The organism is Bacteroidota bacterium (assembly GCA_021300195.1).
In the GTDB taxonomy this organism is placed as follows: Bacteria; Bacteroidota; Bacteroidia; order J057; family JAJTIE01; genus JAJTIE01.
The window spans coordinates 1-25,461 of the sequence record JAJTIE010000001.1 but is presented as its reverse complement, the minus strand read 5'-3'; the positions used below and the strand labels follow the sequence as shown (position 1 = coordinate 25,461).

The following is a 25,461-nucleotide window of genomic DNA, read 5'->3' as shown; positions in this document are numbered from 1 at the left end:
CTTTAGGCATGCTAGATGCCCTGATGCAACAGCTGGCCGCGCTACCCGTGGCCGAAGTAGACCAACTGCAGATCCTGCTGCCCACCCGGCGGGCCGTGCTTACGCTACAGCGCGGGCTAGTGCAGGCGGGCTGTAGCTGGCTGCCGGGCATAGATACCCTGCATGGCTGGCTAGAGGGCTGCGTGGAACTGCCGGTAGCAGATCCCCTAGCCTGCCAGCTGCTCATCTGGGAGGCTGCCAACCGGCCAGTGCCTTTTTCGCTATTCAGGCCAGAGGCCGCCCTGCTGCAGCAGCTGTACGAAGAGGTAGATGGCTCGCTAAACGAAATAGCAGGGGTGGCCGAGCTGCTACCCGATGCAGAACTTGCACAGGACCACGCTGGCCCACTAAAGCACTTTGAGCAACTGCACCTGGACACGCTGGCCCGGACAGCCCACATCTACACGCGCTACAAGGCCCTGCTGGCCCAGCAGCAGCGGCTGGACAAAGGCCAGGTGCTGCGCCAGGTGGCCGAGCGGCCTGCGCACTACCTGCCCACGCAGCCGGTGTGGCTGGTAGCCCCCGACCGCCTGGGCAAGGCCGAGCGGAACATTCTGATGCATCTGGCTAGCCGTGCACAGCTACGCATTTTTTGGGAGCTGGATGCCTACTACCTACAGCCTACCCACCACAGTGCCGGGCACCTGTACCGCAGCGTACAGGCAATGGCACCCGCCTTGGCCCACTCGGCCCTGCCCGTAGGCCGCAGGCTGGCAGAAGCCCCCTACGGGGTGCAGCAGCAGGCCTGCGCTACAGACCTGGGGCAGGTGTATGCCCTGGGGGCCGAGCTGCACCGGCGGGTGCAAAGCCTGCAGCAGCAGCAGCCCACCACCTGGGCCGATACGCTGAGCAAATGGGCGGTGGTGCTGCCAGACGAAACCCTACTACCCACCCTGCTGGAGGCCCTGCCGGCCGTGCTGCCCGCAGTAAACGTATCTATGGGCTACCCAGCCAGGGCCTGTAGCCTGCATGCCCTGCTGCACAGCTGGCAGCAGCTGCACCAGGGTAGGAAGCCGGAGGGCTTTTACCACAGCCCCCTGCTACAGCTGCTGCGGCACCCCCTGCTGCAGCTGCTGGCAGGCAAGGAGAGCCAGAGCCTGGTGAACAACACCCAGCAGTACAACCGCATCTACAGCTGGCCACGCACCCAGCACCCACTGCTCGCCAGCCTGCTACGGCCCATCGATACAGCAGCCGACTGGCTGAGCCACACCCCGGAACTACTGGGCCTGCTGAACAGCCTCTTGCCCCAATCTGCCAGCTACGACCACGCCTACCTGGCGCAGGCGCAGCTACGGGCCGGGCAGCTGAAACAGCTGGCCACAGGCCAACCCCTGGATGCCAAGAGCCTCGGAGACCTCTTTATCCACCTGCTGGGCCAGGATAGGCTGGCCTTTGCACCCACAGCGGGCAAGGGCCTGCAGGTAATTGGGCTACTGGAAACCAGAGCCATGGACTTTGAGGAGGTATTTATGCTATCCGTGCAGGAGGGTAGCCTACCCCCCAGCCCAAGGCCAGACAACCTGCTAAGCCCCAGCGTACGCACCCGGCTGGGGATGCACACACCCGAGGACCTGGAGGGGCAGTATAGCTATGTGTTCTGGCGACTACTGGCCCAGGCGCGGCGCATCCATCTGTTTTATACCGAAAATGAAGCCGAGGGCATAACTGCGAGTCGCTACCTGGCACAGGTGCGCCTGGAGTGGCGCAGCCAGAACCCCCAGGTGCAGCTACATAGCCTACGGCCCCACCTGGGTGCCACCGGACTGCAGCCGCAGCCCATCGTGCTGAACCCCGAACGCAGCTGGCGGCTGGCACGGCTTACGCGTAGCGTAGCAAATGACGAGGAAGCCCTGCCCACCCTATCGCCCACAGCCCTCAATCAGTACCAGGCCTGCTCGTTACAGTTTGCCTTCCGCTACCTGTATGGGCTGAAGCCAGCCGAAGCGGTGGACGAAGATCCGGACCAGCGCGTCTTTGGTCTGGTGCTGCACAAGGCGCTGGAGCTGCTGTACGCCCCCTGGCAGGGCCAGTATGTAACTGCGGAGCAACTGGCCGCTATGGCACAGGAGCCCACCCTGGATAGCGCCCTGAAACAGGCATGCCTGCAGGTGCAGCCCGATGCCGAAACCGCCCATGGCAAGCTGAGCCTGGATATTGGCATCATCCGGCACCTGGTGCGGGCCGTGCTGCAGCAGGATGAACAGCGGGCCCCTTTCCGGCTAATAGACCTGGAGCAGAGCCTGAACGCACGCATCCGCCTGGGCGAGGATGCCACGATACGCCTGTATGGCACAGCCGACCGCGTGGAAGAGCAAGCTGGACGCGTGCACATACTGGACTACAAAACCGGCAAGCTGGATGAAAAAAAGGCTTTCGTACTAAAGGTAGCCGAGCTGGAGCCAGGGGCCGCCCTGGGCAAACAGGCCCTGCAGGGGCTGGTATACGCCTGGCTGTATGCCAGCCAGCACGGAGGGGGCCAGCTGCCTGAAGTGGGCTTCTACAAGCTAAAGGCCCGCCTGCCCGAAATACAGACCCTGGAAATGAATGAGCTGGACCACAGGCTACTAAACGAATACCTGGCCCGGCTGCTGGAAAAGATGCTGAGCGAACCCTATGCGCAAACCCCGGATAAAGGCACCTGCACGTACTGCGACTATGTGGGGATCTGCCAGCGAGATTCTGTATCTTCGTAGCATGAACCGTATGTTACTCATCGCCCTGGCCTGCCTGTTCGGCCAGGCCTTTGCTCAGGCCAAGAAGGAAGCACCCATGATAGAGGTACCCGTGCTACTGGTGGATACCGGCGCGGCCAAGCCTGCAGAGGTACACCTCTGGCTGTATGAAGATACGCCGCTGCACCGCGAAAACTTTTTGAAACTGGCCAAGGAAGGCTTTTATGACAGCACCACCTTTCACCGCGTCATTCCAGGTTTCATGGTGCAGGGGGGCGACCCAAATAGCAAGGACAGCGATGACATGAATGATGGCCTTGGGGGGCCAGACTACACCATCCAGGCCGAGATACGGGACAAGCACCCACACTATCGGGGGGCACTGGCCGCTGCCCGCCGGGGCGGACCCGACAACCCGGAGATGCGTAGCTCGGGCAGCCAGTTTTACCTTGTGCAGGGTAAAACCCTGGGCGACGAAGAGCTGGAACAGTATACCGAACAGTACCGCATGCGCAAATATCAGGCCTATTTTACCGGCGAATGGATTGCAAAACCCGAAAACCAGTGGGTGCAGGAAATAGACTGGGCCACGCTGAGCCAAACTGACCGAGACTCTGCCATTGCCCTCAGCCAGCAGATCAACCAACGGTTTCTGGCCGAGTACGACAGCCTGTTTGGCCAGCCAAACGCACCGCAAGCGGTACTGGAGCACTACAAAACCATAGGCGGTGCCCCGCACCTGGACGGACAGTACACCGTGTTTGGCCAGGTGATACGCGGCATGGAGGTGGTAGACTGGGTTACCCGCCAGCCCACAGGCACCGGAGATCGGCCCGAAAAGAACATCCGCATGCAGGTGGAGATCCGCAGCTACAAGGATAAGCAGTTCGAAAAAACCTACCCCAACTTCCAGAAGCCCGAATAAGCCACCGGGCACATGGGTACATGGGGTATACTGCCGGGTGTGCTAGGCTGGGTGCTAGGCTGCCTGGTGGGTGCCACCGGCATACTGAAGGCGCAATACCGCTGGCCGATACCGGATAGCCCGGGCATAACCGGCACCTTTGGCGAGATGCGCTGGGCACACTTCCACCCCGGGCTAGACATTGGCACCTATGGCAAAACTGGCCTGGATGTGGTGGCTGCCGCCACGGGCTACATCAGCCGCATACGCGCCAGCCACACCGGCTACGGGCGTGCCCTCTTCATAACCCACCCCAATGGGCAAACCACCGTGTATGGCCACCTGCAGCGCTTTGCCCCACAGCTGGAGGCATACCTGCGCACAGCCCAGCAGCGGTCTCGCCGCTTCGAGCAGGACCTGTTTCCCCCCAAAGGGGAACTGACCGTGCTGGCAGGAGAGATCATTGCCCAGAGCGGTAACACCGGCGACAGCGGAGGGCCACACCTACACTTTGAGGTGCGCGATGCCGAGGGGCACATCCTGAACCCCCTCCGATACTTTCGCGATAGCCTGGCCGACGAACTGCCGCCCACCCTGCACCGCCTGCGGTGGCAGTGCCTGGGCCCACACAGCCGGGTGAACGGCCAGTATGGCTGCCTGGAACGCACCCCCCTGCGGTCGGAACAGTACTACTACCACACAGACACCCTGCTGCTGCTGGGCACCGTGGGCCTGGAGTACGTGGCCTGGGACAAACTGACCGGCACGGCCAACGTGAACGGCCACTACCAAACGCAGCTGTACCTGGATGATAGCCTGGTATATGCCTACCGGATGGACCGCATGGCTTTTTCGGACATGCTGTATGTGCACCGGCACTGTAGTTTTGCCGAGAAAATGGCCACGGGCAGCTGGATGCAGCGGGCCTACCGGGTGGCGGGCAATGGCGCACCCATCTATACCGGCCTGGTAAACGAGGGGGTGCTATTCCGGGCCGATACGGCGGTGCACCGGCTGCGCCTGCTGCTCACTGACTACCACGGCAATGCGGCCACCTACACCCAGGCCGTGCGCTGGCAGGCCGAGGCACCCCGCTATGTGGATGCTGCGCACCCCCACGCGGGGCAGCCACCACAGTGGCAGCTGGCGGGCAGCACCCTAGTGCTGGATGGGCCGCTGCTGCCAGCGGGCGAGGGCCTGGCCCTCCGCTACTCCGATGGGCAAACCAGCAGCCTGGCACCCAGCTACCAGCATCCCGGCCGGGCCGTGTGGGTGCTGCCCCTGCACGGGGGCCGCTGGCCGGTGCAGGCCAGCCACCCTGCCTGGCCCCAGGCACTGGCCCTGCCCCTGGTGGGCTACGTGGATGCACGCAGGGCCCTGAGCCTGGACACCCTGGGCTACCGGCTGCAGATACCCGCCGGGGCGGTGGCCGAGCCACACTACCTGACTGCCGAGCTGCTGCCCGACAGCCTGGGCCTGGGCAGTGCCCATGCGCCCCTGCTGCAGCTGGGGCCGCCAGGCACCGCCCTCTTCCGGCAGATGAGCCTGCAGCACGCCAGTGGCCCCTGCCTGGGCGAGCGCACCAGCCCCACCCGGGCCGACTACCTGAGTGCGGGCCGCAGCGCCAGCAGCCTTACGCTGGGCACCTACTGCACCCTGGAAGCCGACACCCTGGCACCCACCCTACTGGCCGACAGCCAGACCGACACCCTGCAGGCCGGCCAGCCCCTGCGCTACACCCTGGCCGATGCCGACACTGGCATAGACCCCGCCCGTGTGCGGGTAGAGCTGGATGGCCAGTGGATGCCCGCCGAGTACTACCCCTACACCAAAATGCTGGTATGCTGGCTGCCGGCAGGCCTGGCAGCCGGCCCACACCAGCTACGCATCCGCTGCCAGGATAGAGCCGGAAATGCGGCCGAACACAGCCAGAACCTGCACCTGGAAGCGCCATAGAAAAGGCCAACACAGTGGCAGGCTAGGAAAGAAATAACTATAATAAATTGCCGATATGGGCAAAGAAAAAGTACTAAGGAAAAGCATACTGGAGCTAACGCATGATGAGGCGAGAGATTTTTTCCTCAGCGGGGATGCCTATTTTTCCGAGAAATTACCGCCCTATTTTGATTTCGAAGGGTTTATTTCTAGTATTTATGAAATTATAGACAAACGCAAATTGAAGGACTTATTATTGAAAAAAGGTATTTTGCCAAGTAAGTTTGAAAAAGTGAATCATGTTATATATCACAACAAAGACGGGAAATATGCCTGGAGACCTCTTCAATTAATAAATCCAGTATTGTATATATTACTGGTAAGAATAATAACAGAAAAAGATAACTGGAAATTGATTTTAAAAAGATTTGAAGATCTAAAAATAGATCAAATAGAATGTACCAGTATGCCTGTTTGTCCTATTAAGATCGATAAAAAAAGCGAAACATTAAAAGGAGCTAGTATATCAGAGTGGGTAGAAAGAAACGAGCAAAAATCTCTTAGCTTGGCTCTTAATTATGAATATGTACTACACACAGATATCGTCGATTGCTACGGTTCTATCTATACGCACACTATCGCCTGGGCACTACATGACAAGGAGACGGCAAAGGAGAATAAAAACGGAACAGTGAAAGAGTCTCTGGTCGGCGATGAGATAGATAAAACTATCCAAGGGATGCAGCACGGACAAACCAATGGTATCCCTCAGGGTAGCGTTCTTATGGATTTTATTGCCGAGATGGTACTGGCATATGCGGATAGTCTGCTAGAAAAGGAGCTGAAAAAGGAGCTGTCTCAGGGACCTGTGCTCAATTTCAGAATTCTTAGGCACCGGGATGATTACAGAGTTTTTGCCCAAAATTCTTCAGATCTTGAAATGATAATGAGGAGTCTTTCGAAAATTCTTATGGAACTTGGAATGAAGTTAAACAAAGAAAAAACCTATATTTCGAATAATATAATATCCAGTTCACTCAAACAGGATAAGAAGGACTGGATGGTATATGAAAAAGAAAGTAACACAATATTTCGAAAACTTATTTCCTTGCATGAGTTTAGCCTGACACATACAAATGCTGGAACAATAGCGAGAGTACTAAGCCAAGTATACAAAGATATCAGAAGAAAGCGACGATTAAGTTTGGATGCACAGATAAATGAAATAGGTGAGAAAAAAATTAGGATGCGAAAAGTCGATATATTTAAATTAAGCGATATGGAAAAACTTTGCTCAATTCTTGTTTCTATTATGACCAGAAACTCTAATATATATTCGATTGGCTGTGCTATATTGAGTCATCTATTAGAAATGGAGCGCGATGAAGGAAAAAAAGAAGCACTAAAGTCTAAGATAATTGAAAAATTGAGGACGATACAGAATTCAGGGATTCTTGAGCTTTGGCTGCAACGGATTTGCCTTCAGAATAAGGATATAATTTGGAGTGAAATGCTTACAAAAAAGGTGAATGAAGATGAAATTGAAATCTGGAATTTTGATTGGGTGAAGGAAGATATCTCAAGCAACATAAAAAAGAATCTATCTTTCATTGATCAAAAAAAGAAAAATAAATTAGGTAAAAAAGTATCGTCCGACGAAGTAGAAGTATTTTCACAGTACAACTAGTGATCATGTCTAAAGTGATTGCAACAGCAAAGCCCGTACAATCAGGCCCTATACGAGCAGCTGCTGGCCGCCCGCTATGCCGAGATAGCCGCCCTGAAGGAAACCATTGCCCTATACCGCCGCTTGCACCCCGAGCGGAGCTAGCCCGCCGCCGCACACACCGCCGTACACGGCAAAAAAGCTGGCACCAGCCTGGGATATTTCGTACCTTTGCAGCTAATTTCGATTTAGCAAACCCTATCTTTTTTAACACAGCATCATGGCGATAAAAGTTGGCATCAATGGCTTTGGCCGCATAGGCCGCCTGGCAGCGCGAAATCTGCTGCGCCTGGAGGGCGTAGAGATCGTAAAGATCAATGACCTGACAGACAATGCCACCCTGGCACACCTGTTCAAGTACGACTCGGCCCACGGCCCCTGGCCCGGCACCATCGGCCACGACGAGGCACACCTGTTCATAGACGGCAAAAAGATCATCGCCAGTGCCGAAAAAGACCCCGCCAACCTGGGCTGGGGCGCACTGGGCGTAGACGTGGTGATAGAAAGCACGGGCCGCTTTGTAGACCAGGCCGGGGCCGGTAAGCACCTGCAGGCCGGGGCCAAGAAGGTACTGATAAGTGCACCCGGCAAAGACGTGGACTACACCGTGGTACTGGGCGTAAACGATGCGGGCCTGACCCCAGACATGAAGATAGTGAGCAATGCCAGCTGCACTACCAACTGCCTGGCACCCATGGCCAAGGTGCTGCACGAGCTGGCAGGCATCCGGGGCGGCTTTATGACCACCGTACACGCCTATACCGCCGACCAGAACCTGCAGGATGCCCCGCACAAAGACCTGCGCCGTGCGCGGGCTGCTGCCCACAGCATAATACCCACCAGCACGGGTGCTGCCAAGGCCGTGGGCCTGGTGCTGCCCGAGCTGAATGGCAAGCTGGACGGCTTTGCCGCACGCGTGCCCGTGATAACCGGTAGCCTGACCGACCTGACCGTGGAGGTGGAGCGCGAGGTAAGTAAGGAGCAGATAAATGCTGCCATGAAAGCCGCCGCCAGCGGTGCGCTGAAAGGCATCCTGCAGTACAGCGAAGAACCCCTGGTAAGCGCCGACATAGTGGGCAACCCCTACAGCTGCATATTTGACGCCGAGCTGACCAACGTAAAAGGCAAGCAGGTGAAAATAGTAGGCTGGTATGACAACGAATGGGGCTATGCCAGCCGGGTGGCCGACCTGGTGCAGAAGCTGGCCAGCCTGATAGGCCAGCCAGCGCGTGTATAAACCTGCAGTGCGAAACACAAGGGCGGATACTCCGCCCTTTTTTTATGTAGACCCATTCTCCCCCTACCCCCTACTTTCATGAAATCGATCCACCAAACCAGCTGGCAAGGCAAACGGGCACTGGTACGCGTAGACTTCAATGTGCCCCTGAACAGCCAGTACGAAATAACCGATGACAAACGCATCCGCGCTAGCCTGCCCACCCTGCAGCACATCCTGCAGGAGGGGGGCAGCCTGGTGCTGATGAGCCACCTGGGCAGGCCCAAAAACGGACCGGAAGAAAAATACAGCCTCCGGCACCTGCTGGCCCACCTGGGCACCCTGCTGTGGCGCGAAATCCTGTTTGCCCCAAACTGCATAGGCCCCGAGGCCGAGGCCTTTAGCCGCAGCCTGCAGCAGGGCCAGGTGCTGCTGCTGGAAAACCTGCGCTTCCACCCCGAGGAGACCAAGGGCGACCGCAACTTTGCAGCCCAGCTGGCACGGCACGGAGACGTGTATGTAAACGATGCCTTTGGTACGGCCCACCGTGCACACGCCAGCACGGCCATTGTAGCCGAATTTTTTGAAGAAAAATACGCAGGCGACCTACTGGCTAGCGAAGTAGCCAATGCCGAGCGCGTACTGAACCAGGTGCAGCACCCCTACGTAGCCATCATGGGCGGAGCCAAGGTGAGCGACAAGATACTGGTGATAGACCAGCTGCTGGAGCGGGTAGATACCCTCATCATAGGCGGGGGGATGACCTATACCTTCCTGAAGGCACAGGGCAAAGCCATAGGCAGCAGCCTGGTAGAAGAAGATAAACTGGAGGTGGCACGGCAGGTACTGGAAAAAGCCAAGGCCAGGGGGGTAAAACTGCTGCTGCCTACGGATAGCGTGGTGGCAGACCGCTTTGCCGCAGAGGCAAATCACCGGGTGGTGAGCAACGAGGCCATACCCGACGGCTGGATGGGCCTGGATATCGGCCCGGAGAGCATAGCTGCCTATCGGGCAGCCATAGAGCAGGCCAGGCTGGTACTGTGGAATGGCCCCATGGGGGTATTTGAGCTGGAGCCCTTTGCCCAGGGCACCCTCGCAGTAGCCGATGCCCTGGCGGTAGCTACCCAAAAGGGCGCATACACTATTGTGGGCGGCGGAGACAGTGCGGCGGCCATTGCCCAGGCGGGCAAGGAGGATGCCGTAAGCTATGTGAGCACAGGCGGGGGGGCACTGCTGGAGTACCTGGAGGGAAAAATACTGCCCGGTGTAGCAGCCCTGAACGCCTGATGTGCGCAGCCAGGCACAGGTCCTACGCACAGGGCCGCAGAAGGGCCGTACTTCAGCCCACCATTGCCACATGAAACCGCTGTACCTATACGGGGCGGGCCAGCACGGGCGCGTGCTGCTGGAAGCGGCGCGGCTGCTGTGGCCCCAGCGTGTGTATTTCTTTGTAGATGCCGATGCCAGCCTGTGGGGCGGGCGGGTGGACAAGACACCCGTGCTAAGCGAGGAAGATGCCCTGCAAAGCGCAGAAGCACCCGAGGTGGTACTGGGCATTGGGCACAATACCACCCGGCTGGCCCTCATGCGCCGCCTGGCTACAGCGGGCTGCCAGTTTCCGGCTCTGGTGCATCCCCGGGCGCAGGTGGCAGCCAGTGCCCGGCTGCAGGCAGGCTGCGTGGTACTGCCCGGGGCAGTAGTGCACAGCCGTGTGCGGTGCGGGGATGCCTGCCTCATCCACCCGAATGCTGTAGTGGAGCACGACTGTGTACTGGCAGCGGGGGTGCAGGTGGGGGGGCTAAGCTACATAGGTGCCGAATGCCAGCTGGGCGAGGCCACCTTTGTAGGTGCTGGCTGCACCCTGCTACCCCGGCTACAGCTGGCCCCCCAGACCGTGCTGGGTGCAGCCAGCCTGCTTACCCAAACCGTAGAGGCGGAATACGAACTTTGGTATGGTCATCCGGCACAGTTTCAGCGAAGAGTAGACTCATTTTTTAATCCACTAAGTGAAAGAGCTTAGTCTTCTACTGGCTATTGCGCAATACCAATAGAACGTTCTTCATCTGCTAAAATCGATAGGTCAACTGCGCCCTAACTGAAAGGGGCGTGCCTGGGGTAAAATGAATCTCCTCCACGGGCTCTGTCTCATCCTTTAGGCGAGTAAGTGTTGAAAACTGGGTCTCATTCCAGTCTACGTCGAAGAGGTTTTCAATTTGCAGCTCTAGGCCCAGTCTTGCAGCCTGGTAGCCTCCGGAGAGGCCAAAAATGGTATAGCCCCTGGCCACCACCGAGTTTTTTTCATTTGCAGGTCTATCCGCCAGGTTCCGCATCCTTATACTGGCATACATACCAGAGCGCATACGAGCACTCAAACTTCCGGTGAGCGTGAATGTGGGTGCAAGCGGAATTCTGTCCTCTCCGGTGGTAGCTTCCGTTAGTCGGGCAAAGGTATATGTGGCATCCAGGTTGGCAATCAACCACCTTAGCGGTTGGTAACGTAGGTCTAACTCTGCACCCTGCCGTTCAGTCTTTCCTGCGGGCTCCACTATTCCTTCGTCTCCTACGTATACAAATTCTTGCTCAAGAAATAGATGCCAATACGCCATGCTCACGAATAGATTGCGACCAGGCTTCCAGATATAACCAAGGTCCGCACTGTATGCAGCAGGAAGTGTCTTCTTTGCATCCTGCTGTGTAGCCACTTGAGCACTGTTTGAGTGGAAACCTTTACCGGCTTTCAAAAATAACTGAACCTGCCGAGCGGGAGAGTATAGTATGCTCAGCTTAGGGCTCAGCAAGGCTGCTGTGTTACTTTTCGGATTATAGGTAGGCTCAAGCGCATTCCTGTAGAGGAAGTCCAGGTAATCCACACGTATAGCCGGACTCACAACCCAGCACCCCCTTGTTAGCTTAGTACTAAAATAGCTAGCATAATTAGTCTGCCGAATGTCTCCATACTGGATTCTGCTAAGGGTGGTATCTCTATTTTTTGTACGTGAAAGTTCGGTGTTATTCACGTTGTCATGCCTGAGATACAGCCCCAGTTCGGTGTGTACGGAGAAACCAAGTAGTTTAAGATCATGCTGATAAACACTCTGCATTCCAATCATATTTCTTTGCTCCCTTTGTCTTATTTGGTCACCATTTACCGGATCATTCAGATAAAATGTGAAGTTTGAATATAACAAGAAATTATAGTGCGTGTAAAATAACTTGTTTGAAATTCTGCTGTGATCAGATAGCCACTTGTCGTGGTCAACGCTTATTTGGGATCTCTGGGTTATTCCGCCCTCTGTATCGTCTATTGCGCCAAATCTGGAGATAGTACCACTATCTATTGCCCGCTGGGGAATCTGGCCCGAGGCATCCCAACTGCTAAAGAAGTGGGAAGCCGTTAGGCCGATCAGATCTGTATGAGAGGGGGTAAAGGTTATTTTGCCAAATCCATTTATACGATTCAGGTTTTGCGAGCTCTCGAAGGGTCCATCTGCTTCCTGGTATTCTGTAGCCAGGTATGACTGTACCTCCTTCCTATCTGCCAGCTTTAGCATTGCCAGTATACGCCGGTGGCCAAACATCCCCGCTTCTGCACGTATAAGCGAGCTATCTAGCTGCCTGCGTGTAGAAAAGTTTACATATCCAGCTGTTGCAAAATCTCCTTTGCTCGCCTCGTATGGACCCTTTCCCCAGTCTAGCTTTTCCACTGTTTCGGGTATCAGGAAATGCAGATCTGCATAGCCCTGGCCATGCGCATGCGACACCATGTTCACCGGCAATCCGTCTGTTGATATAGCCACATCTGTACCGTGATCTACGTCAAAACCGCGTAGAAAAATCTGCTCTGCCTTTCCGCCTCCGGCATGCTGGCCAGTAGTAAGACCCGGCACCAGTCTCAGTAGGTCTTGAGATGAGTTCACCGGAAAGTTGTTCAAGTCAACCTGGCTCATATTATTCAATGCATCCAGATTTGCCTCCACTTCAATATTTTCTAGTATCAATTCAGTTTGGGATAGTTGTATGTATATGATCGAGTCTTCTGCTAGTACTACGTAAATCTTGTTCTTGTAATACAGGTGCTCTACGATTAGGCTATCTCCTGTTAATACGCCGGTCAAAACAAATTCTCCCTGCCGACCCGTATGCACATGTGTACCTCCATTCAGCACTTTTGCATTATAAACCGGCGAACCCGTTTCGGTCAAAACAAATCCCGAAATTTGTCGTGCATTTTGTCCTAGTCCATTGGAAAACAGCAGAGCACCGAGAATAGTGAATATAAAACAGTTAACCTGATAGGAATTCATGTGGAACCTTTCCCATTATTTCTTGCTCTTAGACGATGGAGGGGAGGAAGGTTTAATGTGTGATCCAGATCAGTAGTTCAGGCTTACCTTGTTTGGGCGATAGAGACCGGTGATTTCCTGTCCCTCTATCCAGCCTAGTTCACACAAAATCTATCCATCCAGCTTTTGTTTATTCAGGAAAACAGCAGGACAACTCTTGCACGGTTTGCTTTTCGCACAGCTGCCGCACAAAAAAAGGGGCCAAGGCCCCTTTTCGTCTGTGTGGTATGCTTACTTCTTCACCGGGCGGCGAAACAGGTAGCGAGTAATAAAGAGGCCCGTGCTATTTTCGGCAGAGTAGGTGCCACTGGTTATCTGGTATAGCTCCCAACCCTCAACGCTCAGCTCGTTGATACGATTGGCTATCACGTTGTCGTTGTTCCGGATGTTCTTGAAGTTGATACCCGTAAGACTGAAGAAGTTTTCCAGCTCCTTCTCCTGCAGCTGGCCCTCCGTGGTGGTGGTGATGAGGCGGCTGCGGCCCAGACCCCCAGGCACTACTGATTCTACGGTAGACATCTGTACATACTCGTACACAACTCCGTTCTGGGCCTGCGCGTAGCCCAGGCTGCCTAGCAGCAGGGCAAAAACAAAAAATAGTTTTTTCATGTAAAGAAAAAAATGGATTAGTGAATGGGTTGAAACTAGCAAAGTCTGTGCCAGATTTGAAGAAGAAAGAAGAAATGTTTCCTGGCTCTCTGTACGGGCCCAATAGCAGCCCCAATAGGGTTTTCGATTCAGACAGTTGTCTTGGGCAATCGGTACACAGGAGGAGACATACAGGCTGGCAGGAATGTTCTGTCGGTAGCACTTGTAGGTGGGTATAGTAGCAGAGGCAGGTCTTTATGGTCGGGCCTGCCTCACGAATGTGCCACCATGGATGGAAACCCGAGCAGAGAATACCCTGAAACTGATATACGGGCAAAGTGGTATTTTTGGCACCCGGATGAGCCTGCCTTCTCGCACCTATTTATTCCTGCTGTGCCTAGCCCTGGGCCTACCGGCGGGTGTGCGGGCACAGGAGCTGGCTGCCGACTCGCTGGCTACCCTACTGCTAGGCCAGATCAATGCACGCCGCACTGCTGCCGGCGTGGCCCCACTGGAGCGGCACCCGCTGCTGGATGAGCTGGCGCGCAGCCATAGTGCAAATATGCGCGAGTACCGTTTTTTCGGCCTGATAGACCAAAACGGCGAAGACCCCCAGCAGCGAAAGGACTACGACTACCCCGAGATAGTGGGCAGCGTGGGGATGGCCATTGCCTTTGAGTACGGAAGCAGAGCAGCGCCTGTGTGCCAGAAGGTAATGGCGGCCTGGACCGAAAAAGGCAAACACCGGAAGAACATGACAGACCCTGGCCACAACTACATCGGCCTGGGTGTGGAGCCCTATCTGGACGGGGTGTATGTAACGGTGGCCTACGGGGCCCTGCTGGCCGAGCTGGTAACCAGCCTGCCACCAGACACGGTACTGGTGGGCGATAGCCTCAGCCTTATCTACCGCTATCTGTCTTCGGCTCCGCGCAATATGCTTAGGGTAGCCCTGCTGTACCCGTATCCACGGCCGGGCAGGCAGGCAAAGTATGTGGGTGTGGCAAACCTGACCCCCAGCTGGTACGATCAGTATTTTCGGATCGGCTTTCGCTGTAGCTATGGCCCTGGCCGCTACAGTTTCCTGATTGGTATGGGCAGGGAGATGACCTCGGGCGGCCTGCTGCTACAGGCCGTGCCCCCACCTGGGCAGTAGCCTGGGTGCTGTGCTAGCCCAGCCAGCCTAGCACACTGCGAACAACCATGGAGAGGCCAATGCCCAGCAGCAGCAGGCGTACCCAGATGCGAAAACGCGCCTCGGGCACACGCCGAAGCAGAATGCGCCCCAGCCAGCTGCCCACTATACCAATAACCAGGAGCAGCGGCACCAGCACATAGAACTCGGGGCGCAGGTAGCCCTGGTACAGGTACACAACGGCCCGCCCACTGTCGGTAAAAAAATCGGCCAGCGCACTGGTGGCAACAAAGGTTGCCTTGTTTAGCGGAAAAGCGAGCAAACCTGCAGCACGTATGGCCCCGCCAGTGCCCAGCAGGCCCGTAACAAAGCCGGCAATGCCCCCCGCCACCAGGGCTGTGCCTGTGCGGGGCTGCAGCCTGTAGCTGGAGCCAATGCCCAGCAGCTGCGCACCCGCATAGCTAGCCAGCAGTACACCCAGCAGAAGCTCGAAGAGCGAAACATCCAGGTACTGGCTTAGCCAGGCACCAAGCACCACCAGCAGCAGGCCCGGCCCTACAAACAGTAGGGCCAGCCGCCAGTTGGCATCCTTGCGAAACAGCAGCAGCTTGGCAGCGTTGCTAAACACATGCAGCACGGCTGTGATGGCCAGCACAGTCTGAAAATCGACCAGATAATGGGCCAGTGGCACAAAAAAAGTACTGCTGCCAAAACCCGCCAGGGTGCCCAGCACCTCGGAAACCAAGGCCAGCAGTAGCAAGAGCACCGTATGCATACGTAGCGGATAGATCCACAAGATGCAGAAAAAAAGCACGGAGTTGCTCACTCCGTGCTCAACACAATACCTGACTGAGTGCCTACTACCCAAAAGAGACACCCGAAAGACTGGCGAAGCGGCCCAATGGCACACCTGGCAGCCACGTCCGAAAGATGGGAGGTGCTGCCGCCCCAAACCATGATTTTTGTCAGAAACCGGGACGTAGACAAAAAAAGCCGCAAACGCATCGGTCAAGATGGCTTGCGGCTCATTCTCTGCACTACCTACTGAGGGCTATTAGAAATAGAAGCTGTACACCTCTTTTTCTCCCTTGGTGTAGTATCCCTCTATAGTTACCAGTGCGCCGGCCTCCAGGCCCTGTAGCTGCTGCTGTATGTCGTCTGCCGTATGCACCGGCCTGCGGTTCACCTCGGTGATCACAAAACCCTCGCGGATGCCCTTGTAGCGCAGCTTTCCGGCAGTTAGTTTCTGCACCCTTACACCATGGTCCAGGCCCAGCCGTTTTTTATCGTCGCCGTCCAGGGGGGCAAAGTCGGCCCCTAGCCACTGCAGCCCCTTGGTTGCTTCCTTCTTTACCAGCTGGGTGGTGCCGCTCTGGTTTTTCAGGATAACCGTCAGGTCTTTCTCCGTCTTTCCGCGCATCAGCTTCAGGCCTACCTTGTCTCCCGGGCGGTGCCGGCCAATGGTTTCCTGTAGCTCGCTGCTGGTCTTTATGGGGTGTCCGTCTACGGCAATCACTACATCACCGGCCTTTATCCCGGCGGCATCGGCGGCGCTGCCATCATTCACCTCCTGTACATAGACTCCCCGGGTGCTTGCCAGGTCCTCGGCCTGGGCCAGTGCTGCATCCACGTCGCGTATCTGCACACCCAGGAATGCGCGCTGCACGGTTCCGTACTGCATCAGGTCGTCTACCACCTTCCGCACGATGGTAACCGGTACGGCAAAGCTGTAGCCGCTGTAGGAACCCGTGCGCGTAGCTATGGCGGTATTGATGCCTACCAGCTTACCCTCGGTGGTTACCAGTGCCCCCCCGCTGTTTCCGGGGTTCACGGCAGCATCGGTTTGTATAAAGCTCTCGATGCGGTATTTGTCCTCCACAATACCCAGGTTGCGGCCCTTGGCGCTCACAATGCCGGCTGTTACGGTGCTGGTCAGGTTGAAGGGGTTGCCCACGGCCAGCACCCACTCGCCCACCTCCAGGGCATCACTGTCGCCAAATGGCAGAAAGGTGAGTGCCTGGGCATCTATCTTCAGCAGGGCCAGGTCGGTGCTGGGGTCGGTGCCAATAACCCGGGCCGGGAAGGTTTGGTTGTCAAACAGGGTTACTTCCACCTTGTCTGCATCGGCTATCACGTGGTTGTTGGTCACAATATACCCGTCCTCGGTCAGTATCACCCCACTACCGGTGCCCATGCGGGGGCCCTGGGGCATATCGGGCATGCCAAAGAAACGATGAAATTCCTCCATGCCCTCCGGCATGCGCTGCGACCCCTCGGGGCCCCTGGCGCCGGGCTCTTGGCCAGCGGTGCTCTTAATGTGCACCACAGCGGGCATGGCCAGGGCCGATGCCGCCTTGAAGTTGGTGGGTGCACTGGGCATGTCGGCCACGTTTTGCAGCTGGGCAGCCAGCTGCATTTCGCTAATCGTTCGGGGAGAACCGGGGCCAAAGGCCCAGCTGTACAGGGCCAGCATAAGCAGACCGCCCAAGGCACCTGCGCCCAGGCTAATCAGGTTTCTGCGTTGGATCAGTTGTTTCATGGGTTGCTTCCTATTTTTAATTATCGTTTCAGTTTAAATCCGGGGGCACGGCCATGCCATACCTCCGCATGCTGTAACGACGAATTTCGTGCCAATGTATCAATCTGTCTGGATGGCTTAACAACTCTTAACTATTACGCCAGAATGACAGCAGGCCAGGTGCCACATGCGTCTACCTGGGTTTAGAATGATTTTTGCAGGGCTAACTAACAGCCACTGCACCAGGCAGATGGGGGAAGCAAGAATAGGGGACAAGAAACATGGAATACCGCGACTACTATAAAATACTGGGGGTGGGCAAGGGTGCCACGGCAGACGATATAAAGAAAGCCTACCGGCAGCTGGCGCGCCAGTACCACCCCGATACGAACCCGAATGATGCGGGTGCCGAGCAGAAGTTCAAGGAGGTGAGCGAGGCCTATGAGGTGCTGAGCAACCCCGAGAGCCGCCAGCAGTATGACAAACTGGGGAGCAACTGGAAACAGTATGGGCAGGGCGGTGGCCCACGGCAACAGCAGCAGTGGGAACCGCAGGATGGCGGCTTTGCGCATACCCACGAGGGCTTTGGCAGCGGGTTTAGCGACTTCTTTCGCACCTTCTTCGGCGGGGGCTTTGGGGCCGAGGCAGGGGCACGGCAGCAGGGCCGGCAGGGCGACCTGCGGGCTACGCTCAGCATCAGCCTGGAGGATGCCTACCGGGGCGGTACCAAAACGGTAGGACTGGGCGAGGAGCACTTCAGCCTGAACCTGAAGCCCGGGCTGAGCGATGGTAAAGGCCTGAAAGTAAGGGGCAGGGGCCGCAAGCGCCCAGACGGAAGCCGCGGAGACCTGCTGCTGAACATACAGGTAGTACCCCACCCCCTGTATGAGCGGGATGGAAATAACCTGCACCGCGAGGTAGCCCTACCCCTGTACGATGCGGTGCTGGGCGGCCCCTACGTGCTGGATACCCTGGGGGGAAAGGTAAAGCTAAACCTGAAGGAAGGTACCCAGCCTGGCGGGGTGCTGCGGCTAAAGCAAAAGGGCATGCCTGTGTATGAACAGCCCGGACAGTACGGAGACCTGTACCTACACCTGGGGATAGCCCTGCCACAAAGGCTGAGTGCCCAGGAGCGCAAACTCTTTGAACAGCTGCGTAGCCTACAGAAAAACTAGGAGCGCCGCTTACCCAAAGTGTTCTACAACTATCTGTTCCGCTGGCACACGGGCGGCTGCCATCAGGTCGTTCATGCCCTTCATAAAGCTGGAGGTGCCGATCAGATAATAGTCGTAGGCCTGTAGATCGCCCAACTGCTGCTGCAGCGTGTTCAGGGTCATCATACCCTCCGTATCTGAAAAAATGGGGTGATAGTGGAAACGGTCGTACGTGATGGCCTTCAGCTCTTGGTGGTAGGTCGTCTTGCTTTCTGTATAGTTGGTATAGAAGAGATGAATCTTCTTGTCAAACTTTTTTTTTCCAGCTCGTGTAGCAGGGGCATAACGGGGGTGATGCCAATACCTGCGGTAAGGAAAACAACAGGCCTTCCGGTGGGTAGTATACGGAAGTCTCCTGTTGGTCCATAGAGGGTAACCGTATCTCCGGGCTGCATGGCCAGGCAACTACGCTTAAAGCTGCTGCTGCTCATGCGCATGGCAAAACGTAGGTGGGTCTCGTCGGGGTGCGAGGCAATGGTGAGCGGCCTGTGCTCCATATCCAGCTCGGTATACTGTGGCTTGTTTAGCGCCAGAATGGCATACTGGCCAGGCCGATGCTGAAAGCCCTTGGGTTTGGGAAAAACCAGTTCAAAGGTTCCTTCGGCTATTTCTTTACGCGCTAGTAGGGGCACTACCCGTTCGTCGGCCAGGAGCTGTCCCTTAGCCTGGCTGTGCTTTAGCTTGCGGTTCACCTCAATAGCGCAGTCATACCCACCAGCTATTACACCCGTAAAGCCCGAACCGGGGTTTGTCCAGGCCGAGGCAAAATACAAGCCAGGGATGGGCGATCTGTGTTCAAACCCCTTCAGTCCCGACTGCTCGTTCAGCTGCGCATACCCATAGGCAGTGCCCTGTGGGTTGGCTGTGTAGCGTGCCAGGGTACGGGGTGTGGCCAGCTCGTAGTGCTCTATGTGCTGCACCACACCGGGGAAGTGCTGCTCCAGTCGTTTTAGTATAATCTGGGTTACCTTCGCCTTCTTCAAGGCATAGGCCTGCTCGTCCAGCCCCTCCCAGTTGCACATGTAGTCTAGTGAGCCCATAGTAACAAAGGACTTGCCCGGTGGGCACAGGTCTGAATCCAGCTGGCTATAGTCCATAAAGTCGAGTGGCTTTGTCTCCCAGTCATCGCCCTGCAGAGACGCCAGAAATGCTTTCATGTTCCTGGCACTTGGGTGAAACAAGAAGGTAGCATAGTTCTGATTGCCCAGGTCCTTCTTCAGGTCTTTATTGAACCCTATATACAGGCAGGTAATGCTGCTGGCTATGGCGCGATGGTCTATTTTTTTGCCCAGTTTGGCCGCCAGGGCAGGGGGTAGCATCTGCTTCACCAGTGGGGGGGCCGCATTGGCTATGGTGATAGGTGCATGCACCTGCACGGCAGGCAGGCACTTATTGTGGGCATCCTCGTACTCTACGCCTGTTGCCCTACCCCGTTCGGTGAGGATGTGTGTAACGCGCTTGCCCAGTAGCACCTGGCCGCCGTTTTCCGCTATCACACTAGCCAGATAATCAGAAAGCCGCTGCGACCCCCCCTTAATGTAGTAGCCGCCCCCCGCTATGTAGCCGGATTGGGCTGCGCAGAAATAGATGAGCGAGAGCGAATAGGCATCATCATGATAGTATCCCAGGTTTGCAGCCAAGATCACTTTGAGTTCTTCGTTCCGTATATGCTGATCTAGCCAGCTACCCAGGGTGTGGCGAGATGCCCTCAGCACATGCGGGTACAGCAGTGGGAACAGCGGCAACAAGAGCTTGGCCTTCCAGCCCTGGGGCATTCGGTAGAGCTCCTTCTGCACGGCCAGTATAAAGCCCACAAAGTCTTCTATACCTTTTGCCTCCTCTGGGTAGGCCCTGCTGAGTGCCTGGATATAGGCATCCCTGCCGTGTGGCACCACAAAGTCCAAACCCTCTGTCTTAATGCGGTAAAACTCCGGGACGGGTACAAATTGTACCTGCTGGGTTACCCCCAGCAGGTCAAAGGCATGTCGCTTGAAGTCCTGTTCGTGCGGGCCATCTATCTCGTGCAGGGCTACTTCCATCAGGTAGTCCCGCCGCTTGAAGGTGGTGGCGCAGCCACCCGGTATGTAGTGCTGCTCGAGTAGCAGTACTTTTTTTCCCAGCTTGCTGAGCGTGGCACCGGCGGTTAACCCTCCAAGCCCACCGCCTATTACAATAGCATCGAAGTCCATTTTTTCAATTAACATTGAACATAAGTTTATCGCCAATTATAAGCATAGGCGCGGGCGGAATCAAGGCCATTTGGTTAAGAAATTCGCGGCGCGCTATGGTTATGCAGGTATAAATGCGCTGCGCCGGTGCCCGAGCGGTGCCTGGGCACTCAGGGAAAAGATGGACTGTGGGTAGTGCCGGGTGCTGCCGAGTGGTACTCCTGTAACGCAAAAAGCCGACTGATAGTCGGCTTTGGCTGGTAGCGCGTACGGGATTCGAACCCGTGTCGCCTCTGTGAAAGAGAGGTGTCCTGGACCTGGCTAGACGAACGCGCCAAATGGGAGGACAAATTTAATGCAAATCTTACAACACACAAATCTATGCCGAAAGAAATTTTTGGGGCGGCCTTGCCCGGGGGCTCGCAAAGCCGGGAAGGCGAAAGGGCGTACCACCACATACCTGCTACGCCCAGAAACTGTGGCGGCCCCAGAGGGAGTCTAAACCTACAGACAGGCAAAAGCCCGACCAGCTGGTCGGGCTTTTGCGGCGGGTAGCTTCGGGGGCATGGGGGGGTAGCCCAGCCCGGGGTACTAGTTGCCTAGGCGTAGGGTAAACAGCGGGGTAGCCAGGGTGCTGCTCAGGTCCTCGGCTATGCTACCTTTCAGCAGGTGGCCTATGCCGGTGCGCCCATGGGTGAGCATGGCCAGCAGGTCGGCATTCACCAGGTGCACCAGGTCCTGTATGCCCTCTTCTACGCTGTGGTCGTTGTGCACCACCAGCTCCACCCGCTCATAGGGGTATTTCCCCTTCAGTTCCTCATAGGCCTCGTAGGCCTTGCGGCTGGTAGAAAAATTGTTCTGCGTATTGATAACCCCAATCTTGATGGCAGCGCCCTTCAGGCGGGCCAGGTCTACCACCTTTGGGTACACATCATCCAGCGGATCCTTGAAGTCGGTGGCAAAAAGGATCACCTTCGTATCCGTAAAGCCCGCCCCCTCCGGCACACTCAGCACCGGTATGTGCGAGTGGCGAATTACTCGCTCGGTATTGGTGCCCACCAGGCCACCATGCAGCAGGCCGGTTACGCCCCGCGTACCCATCACAATCAGGTCTATCTGCGTGCCCTCCAGCTCCTCGTAGAACCGCCACACGGGTATGTCGGCTATCAGCTTGCTATAGAAGTGGATGCCTTTCGCCTCGGGCCGCTGTGTCAGCTCCTTCATCTGGTGCGTGATGTGGGTACGCATGTGGTCATTCTCGGTAGCGTCTATGGCGTAGGTAATGCCACCGGCACTACCGGCCACGCTGTAGTAGCTGCGCTCGTACACATGCACCAGGTGCACCCGGCTGCCATGCCTGCGGGCCAAGTCGCAGGCGTACTTAAAGGCGTTCAGGCTAGACTCCGAAAAGTCTACAGGTATGGCAATGTTGTCAAACTTCATGGTCATCGGTAGGTTAGGGTCAAAACTGTGTAGCCGAAATACGGGTTAAGTCTACTAAAAAAATCGATAGATTGTAGGCCTGTTTTCACTTTAATTATTCCGCCACGGCCCGGTGCCAACCGGAAACTGCATTAAGCCCGATACTACATGAAGAGACGAGAATTCTTGCAGAAAACAACCCTGGCAGGGGCGGCAGCGCTGCTGGGGGGCAGGCTGCTGGCCCACAGCCAGGCCTGGCCCCACACAGAGGCGGCCACAGGGGGCACCTACCTGCAGCCGGCACTGGGCTACGCCTACGGTGCGCTGGAGCCCTACATAGATGCCCGCACCATGGAGATACACTACAGCCGGCACCACGCGGGCTATGTGCGCAAGCTGAATGATGCACTGGCCGGAACCCCCTGGGCAGAGAAAAGCCTGGAGGAAACCCTGAGCCAGCTGGATGCACTGCCCGAGGCCCTGCGGATGAATGTGCGCAACAACGGTGGCGGAGCCTGGAACCACAGCCTATACTGGCAATGCATGAGCCCCAGGGCCGAAGACCACGCCATACCCGAGCCCCTGCAGCAAGCCGTGGTGCGAGACTTTGGCAGCTGGGCACGCTTTCAGGAGGCATTTGATGCTGCAGCAGGCACACACTTTGGCAGCGGCTGGGCCTGGCTGGTGCAGCAGCCCAGTGGACAGCTGGCCATAACGGACAGCATGAACCAGGATAACCCGCTGATGAACCACATGCCCGTGCGGGGCACCCCCCTGCTGGCGCTGGACGTGTGGGAGCATGCCTACTACCTGAAGTACCAAAACCTGCGAACCGACTACATTACCGCCTTTGGCAAATTGGTAAACTGGCAGTTTGTGGCTAGCCGGCTGGCCTAGGGCAGCACCCCTGGCGCATGCCTCCGCCAGCCTGGGCTGTGGGCTGGCGCGCACAGGCTTGCGGCACATACGGCCCCTGTGCTATATTGCACCCATGACCAAAGGAGAAATACACACGGACCATGGCGTGATGCACATCGAGTTCTACGACGAAGATGCGCCCAAAACGGTACAAAACTTTGTGAAGCTCGCCCAGGCGGGCTTCTACAACGGCCTCACCTTCCACCGGGTGATCCCCAACTTTGTGATCCAGGGCGGATGCCCGCGTGGCGATGGTACCGGCGGGCCGGGCTACCAGATAGACTGCGAGCTGGACGGCAAGCTGCAGTACCACGACCGTGGCGTGCTAAGCATGGCACATGCTGGCCGAAACACCGGCGGTAGCCAGTTCTTCATCTGCCACAGCCGCCAGAACACCAGCCACCTGGACCGAAACCACACCTGCTTTGGCCGTGTGACAGACGGACTGGAGCTTATAGACCTGGTAAAGGCCGGCGATAAGATAAACCAGGTGGTGATCCACTAGAATTGGGCAAAAATCCGAAACCGGCCCATCAGCGCTTGCTTTTACAAAAATATTCACTACCTTTGCATCCCTATCGCGGAGTGGAGCAGAGGTAGCTCGTCGGGCTCATAACCCGAAGGTCGCAGGTTCGATTCCTGCCTCCGCAACGGTAAGAATCGTGTCAGCTGAACAAAGCAGAAGCCCGGGCCCACAGCTCGGGCTTTTTTTTCGCCAGAAAGACACATCCCACTGCCCGGGCGGGGTGCCGCGCTGCTATGCTTTTCCGGCCCGCACTGCCTATATTGATGCCGGATAGCCAGGCAAGCCGTACGCATGCCCACAGCCAAATCTGATAGACAGACACAAGCGCCTAATAAGAAACAGATATGTCGTTAAGCTGGAACGAAATACGAAGCCGTGCCACACAGTTTATACACAAGTGGCGAGATGAAAGCCGCGAAGAAGCCGAGGCAAAAAGCTTTTGGGACGACTTCTTCGATGTATTTGGCCAGAAGCGCCGTGCCCTGGCCGCCTTTGAGGCACCGGTAAAGAAGGCAGACGGCAACTATGGGTTTATCGACCTTTTTTGGGAAGGGGTGCTGCTGGTAGAGCACAAAAGCCGAGGCAAAAGCCTGGACAAGGCCTACGACCAGAGCCTCTCCTACTTTGCGGGGCTAAAGGATAGCCAGCTGCCCCGCTACGTGCTGGTGTCCGACTTTGAGCACTTCCGGCTATACGATGTGGAGGAGCAAACAAACACGGATTTTGCCTTCGGCGAGCTGCTAAGCCACCTGCACCTCTTCGGCTTCATGGCAGGCTATACGCGGGTGAAGCTGCGCGACGAAGACCCGGCCAACCTGCAGGCCGCCGAGCTGCTGGGCCGCCTGCACGACGAGCTGGAAAAACAAGGCTATGTGGACAAGGAGCTGGAGCTTTTTATGGTGCGGCTACTCTTCTGCCTGTTTGCCGACGATACCGGCATTTTTCCCAAGGACAGCTTTACCTACTACATAGAAAACTACAGCCAGGAGGATGGCCGGAACCTGGGCTCGGTGATCAACGAGGTGTTTAACATACTGGACAGCCCGGAGGGCAGGCGGCAAAAAACGGTAGACCAGGACCTGGGCCAGTTTCCGTACGTAAACGGCGACCTCTTCAGCGCCACCCTGCGCCCGCCCATCTTTGAGCGGGCCGGGCGCCAGGCCCTGCTGGCCTGTTGCTACTTCGACTGGAGCAAAATATCGCCCGCCATCTTTGGCTCCCTTTTCCAGAGTGTGATGAACCCCAGGGAGCGCCGAAGCCTGGGAGCCCACTACACCAGCGAGAAAAATATCCTGAAGGTGATCAATAGCCTCTTTATGGATGACCTTCGGGCGGAGTTTGAACGGGTAAAGAACAATGCCCGGCAGGTGGTAAGCTTTCATCAAAAGCTGGCCGGGCTAAACTTTCTGGACCCCGCCTGCGGCTGTGGCAACTTCCTTATCATGGCCTACCGCGAGCTGCGCATGCTGGAGATAGAGGTGATAAAGGCCCGCTACAAATGGGTGAGCCAGGTGCGCGGGGGCGGACGCTTCAACGTGCAGCGCACCCTGGACGTGGCCGACCTCAGCCAGCTCTACGTCAGCCAGTTTTATGGCATCGAGATCGAAGAGTTTGCCGCCCGCATAGCCGAGGTGGCCATGTGGATGGTAGACCACCAGATGAACCTGCTGCTGAGCGAAACCTTTGGCCACTACTACCGCCGCCTGCCCCTGCGCCACAGCCCGCACATCCACCACGGAGATGCGCTGGCGCTGGACTGGAAAAAACACATAGCCCCCAAAGCCCTGAGCTACATGATGGGCAACCCGCCCTTTGTAGGCAGCAAGCTGATGGAACCCAAGCAGCGAGAGGGCCTGCTGGCTGCACTGCCCGGTGTAAAGGGGGCCGGTACACTCGACTTTGTGAGCGCCTGGTATGCCAAGGCGGCCCAGTACATACAGGGCACCGACATACGGGTGGCCCTGGTGTCTACCAACTCCATTACCCAGGGCGAGCAGGTAGGCATCCTGTGGCAATACCTGCTGAAAATGGGCGTGAAGATCCACTTCGCCCACCGCACTTTCAAGTGGACGAATGAGGCACGGGGCAAGGCCGCCGTGTACTGTGTCATCATAGGCTTTGGCCTGCAGCCTGC

The 25,461-nt window shown here is 56.7% G+C and carries 18 protein-coding genes, 2 tRNA genes and 1 pseudogene; 13 read left to right on the top strand and 8 right to left on the bottom strand.

The window, feature by feature from the left end; translation table 11 throughout:
- The first annotated feature begins 8 nt into the window (after positions 1-8).
- From LW884_00105 to LW884_00075, 7 genes and pseudogenes are all read left to right on the top strand, one after another.
- Positions 9-2,735: a PD-(D/E)XK nuclease family protein gene (locus LW884_00105; protein MCE3006740.1), complete on the top strand. Its 2,727-nt coding sequence runs from the start codon at positions 9-11 to the stop codon at positions 2,733-2,735.
- A 157-nt stretch (positions 2,736-2,892) separates the two neighbouring features.
- Positions 2,893-3,639, top strand: a pseudogene (locus LW884_00100) (peptidylprolyl isomerase).
- 12 nt (positions 3,640-3,651) lie between these two features.
- Entirely contained in the window at positions 3,652-5,574 is a 1,923-nt protein-coding gene (locus LW884_00095) for a M23 family metallopeptidase (GenBank protein MCE3006739.1), read from the top strand.
- Positions 5,575-5,629: 55 nt separating this feature from the next.
- Positions 5,630-7,240, top strand: a complete 1,611-nt coding sequence (locus tag LW884_00090; GenBank protein MCE3006738.1) for an RNA-directed DNA polymerase — start codon at positions 5,630-5,632, stop codon at positions 7,238-7,240.
- 256 nt (positions 7,241-7,496) lie between these two features.
- Positions 7,497-8,516, top strand: coding sequence for a type I glyceraldehyde-3-phosphate dehydrogenase (gene gap / locus LW884_00085; protein ID MCE3006737.1), 1,020 nt, complete (start codon positions 7,497-7,499; stop codon positions 8,514-8,516).
- A 78-nt stretch (positions 8,517-8,594) separates the two neighbouring features.
- A complete protein-coding gene (locus LW884_00080) occupies positions 8,595-9,782 on the top strand; it encodes a phosphoglycerate kinase (protein ID MCE3006736.1) in 1,188 nt (395 codons plus the stop codon).
- A 70-nt stretch (positions 9,783-9,852) separates the two neighbouring features.
- The gene (locus LW884_00075; protein ID MCE3006735.1) at positions 9,853-10,515 is read left to right on the top strand and encodes a hypothetical protein; all 663 of its coding nucleotides are present in this window, start codon (positions 9,853-9,855) and stop codon (positions 10,513-10,515) included.
- A 46-nt stretch (positions 10,516-10,561) separates the two neighbouring features.
- Here LW884_00075 and LW884_00070 read toward each other — a convergent pair whose 3' ends face one another.
- Positions 10,562-12,799 carry a TonB-dependent receptor gene (locus LW884_00070; protein MCE3006734.1) on the bottom strand — a complete coding sequence of 746 codons (2,238 nt, stop codon included), beginning with the start codon at positions 12,797-12,799 and terminating at the stop codon, positions 10,562-10,564.
- 270 nt (positions 12,800-13,069) lie between these two features.
- Positions 13,070-13,447, bottom strand: a complete 378-nt coding sequence (locus tag LW884_00065) for a hypothetical protein (GenBank protein ID MCE3006733.1) — start codon at positions 13,445-13,447, stop codon at positions 13,070-13,072.
- 271 nt (positions 13,448-13,718) lie between these two features.
- On the opposite strand from LW884_00065, the gene LW884_00060 reads away from it, so the two are divergent.
- Complete coding sequence (locus LW884_00060; GenBank protein ID MCE3006732.1) at positions 13,719-14,582, top strand: CAP domain-containing protein; 864 nt, start codon at positions 13,719-13,721, stop codon at positions 14,580-14,582.
- 13 nt (positions 14,583-14,595) lie between these two features.
- Here LW884_00060 and LW884_00055 read toward each other — a convergent pair whose 3' ends face one another.
- On the bottom strand, positions 14,596-15,336 hold the full coding sequence (locus tag LW884_00055; GenBank protein ID MCE3006731.1) for a sulfite exporter TauE/SafE family protein: 741 nt from the start codon (positions 15,334-15,336) through the stop codon (positions 14,596-14,598).
- 279 nt (positions 15,337-15,615) lie between these two features.
- On the bottom strand, positions 15,616-17,100 hold the full coding sequence (locus LW884_00050) for a Do family serine endopeptidase (GenBank protein MCE3006730.1): 1,485 nt from the start codon (positions 17,098-17,100) through the stop codon (positions 15,616-15,618).
- 260 nt (positions 17,101-17,360) lie between these two features.
- On the opposite strand from LW884_00050, the gene LW884_00045 reads away from it, so the two are divergent.
- Positions 17,361-18,254 (top strand): DnaJ domain-containing protein, encoded by an 894-nt coding sequence (locus LW884_00045; protein MCE3006729.1) that lies wholly within the window; start codon positions 17,361-17,363, stop codon positions 18,252-18,254.
- Between the two features lie 9 nt (positions 18,255-18,263).
- On the opposite strand, the gene LW884_00040 is transcribed toward LW884_00045, so the two are convergent.
- The 4 genes from LW884_00040 to LW884_00025 all read right to left on the bottom strand — a co-directional run bounded on the left by LW884_00040 (position 18,264) and on the right by LW884_00025 (position 21,910).
- Positions 18,264-18,419, bottom strand: coding sequence for a hypothetical protein (locus tag LW884_00040; GenBank protein ID MCE3006728.1), 156 nt, complete (start codon positions 18,417-18,419; stop codon positions 18,264-18,266).
- Positions 18,420-18,475: 56 nt separating this feature from the next.
- Positions 18,476-20,497, bottom strand: a complete 2,022-nt coding sequence (locus tag LW884_00035; GenBank protein ID MCE3006727.1) for an FAD-dependent oxidoreductase — start codon at positions 20,495-20,497, stop codon at positions 18,476-18,478.
- Between the two features lie 222 nt (positions 20,498-20,719).
- Positions 20,720-20,797: transfer RNA gene (locus tag LW884_00030), tRNA-Glu, on the bottom strand.
- 255 nt (positions 20,798-21,052) lie between these two features.
- Complete coding sequence (locus tag LW884_00025) at positions 21,053-21,910, bottom strand: universal stress protein (protein MCE3006726.1); 858 nt, start codon at positions 21,908-21,910, stop codon at positions 21,053-21,055.
- 141 nt (positions 21,911-22,051) lie between these two features.
- Between LW884_00025 and LW884_00020 the strand changes: the two genes are divergently transcribed.
- From LW884_00020 to LW884_00005, 4 genes are all read left to right on the top strand, one after another.
- On the top strand, positions 22,052-22,780 hold the full coding sequence (locus LW884_00020) for a superoxide dismutase (GenBank protein ID MCE3006725.1): 729 nt from the start codon (positions 22,052-22,054) through the stop codon (positions 22,778-22,780).
- Positions 22,781-22,874: 94 nt separating this feature from the next.
- On the top strand, positions 22,875-23,306 hold the full coding sequence (locus LW884_00015; GenBank protein MCE3006724.1) for a peptidylprolyl isomerase: 432 nt from the start codon (positions 22,875-22,877) through the stop codon (positions 23,304-23,306).
- Positions 23,307-23,380: 74 nt separating this feature from the next.
- A tRNA-Met gene (locus LW884_00010) sits at positions 23,381-23,452 on the top strand.
- A 219-nt stretch (positions 23,453-23,671) separates the two neighbouring features.
- Positions 23,672-25,461: class I SAM-dependent DNA methyltransferase (locus LW884_00005; GenBank protein MCE3006723.1), on the top strand; the 1,790-nt coding region annotated here is incomplete at its 3' end.

Bases quoted from the DNA above. Each gene is read 5' to 3' on its own strand.
- LW884_00015 (MCE3006724.1), top strand. From the start codon at position 22,875: ATGACCAAAGGAGAAATACACACGGACCATGGCGTGATGCACATCGAG.
- LW884_00105 (MCE3006740.1), top strand. From the start codon at position 9: ATGCTAGATGCCCTGATGCAACAGCTGGCCGCGCTACCCGTGGCCGAA.
- LW884_00045 (MCE3006729.1), top strand. From the start codon at position 17,361: ATGGAATACCGCGACTACTATAAAATACTGGGGGTGGGCAAGGGTGCC.
- LW884_00095 (MCE3006739.1), top strand. From the start codon at position 3,652: ATGGGTACATGGGGTATACTGCCGGGTGTGCTAGGCTGGGTGCTAGGC.
- LW884_00035 (MCE3006727.1), bottom strand. From the start codon at position 20,497: ATGTTAATTGAAAAAATGGACTTCGATGCTATTGTAATAGGCGGTGGG.
- LW884_00070 (MCE3006734.1), bottom strand. From the start codon at position 12,799: ATGAATTCCTATCAGGTTAACTGTTTTATATTCACTATTCTCGGTGCT.
- LW884_00075 (MCE3006735.1), top strand. From the start codon at position 9,853: ATGAAACCGCTGTACCTATACGGGGCGGGCCAGCACGGGCGCGTGCTG.
- LW884_00055 (MCE3006731.1), bottom strand. From the start codon at position 15,336: ATGCATACGGTGCTCTTGCTACTGCTGGCCTTGGTTTCCGAGGTGCTG.
- LW884_00090 (MCE3006738.1), top strand. From the start codon at position 5,630: ATGGGCAAAGAAAAAGTACTAAGGAAAAGCATACTGGAGCTAACGCAT.
- LW884_00080 (MCE3006736.1), top strand. From the start codon at position 8,595: ATGAAATCGATCCACCAAACCAGCTGGCAAGGCAAACGGGCACTGGTA.
- LW884_00025 (MCE3006726.1), bottom strand. From the start codon at position 21,910: ATGACCATGAAGTTTGACAACATTGCCATACCTGTAGACTTTTCGGAG.
- LW884_00040 (MCE3006728.1), bottom strand. From the start codon at position 18,419: ATGATGACCCTGAACACGCTGCAGCAGCAGTTGGGCGATCTACAGGCC.
- LW884_00020 (MCE3006725.1), top strand. From the start codon at position 22,052: ATGAAGAGACGAGAATTCTTGCAGAAAACAACCCTGGCAGGGGCGGCA.
- LW884_00060 (MCE3006732.1), top strand. From the start codon at position 13,719: ATGGAAACCCGAGCAGAGAATACCCTGAAACTGATATACGGGCAAAGT.
- LW884_00065 (MCE3006733.1), bottom strand. From the start codon at position 13,447: ATGAAAAAACTATTTTTTGTTTTTGCCCTGCTGCTAGGCAGCCTGGGC.
- LW884_00050 (MCE3006730.1), bottom strand. From the start codon at position 17,100: ATGAAACAACTGATCCAACGCAGAAACCTGATTAGCCTGGGCGCAGGT.